The 280-nt window shown below is 58.2% G+C and carries 1 protein-coding gene; it reads right to left on the bottom strand.

The window, feature by feature from the left end:
* Positions 1-280 (bottom strand): AMP-binding protein (locus tag HFE01_RS26685; protein ID WP_167442926.1); only part of this gene is annotated, 280 nt, incomplete at both ends.

The raw sequence follows: 280 nt of genomic DNA, 5'->3' as shown, positions 1-280 counted from the left end.
GTGCGATACAAACGTTCACCCGGTACGTACGGGTTCGCTACGAATTTCTCGGCTGTCAGGTCCGCACGGTTCAGGTATCCCCGTGCGACCCCGATGCCGCCGATGCACAACTCGCCCAGTACACCGATCGGTACCGGATTCAGCTGGCTGTCCACGATGTAGAAGCGTGCGTTCAGCCATGCCTGACCAATCGGCACATTCCCGCTGCTTGGCAGTTTCGACAGCTCTTCATCGTAGAAGCTGGAGTCAATCGCCGCTTCCGTGACGCCATAGCTGTTGA

It is taken from the genome of Paenibacillus sp. EKM10P (assembly GCF_011800655.1).
In the GTDB taxonomy this organism is placed as follows: domain Bacteria; phylum Bacillota; class Bacilli; order Paenibacillales; family Paenibacillaceae; genus Paenibacillus; species Paenibacillus polymyxa.
Note: the sequence above shows the minus strand (reverse complement) of the source record. Positions and strands in the feature narration are given on the sequence as shown.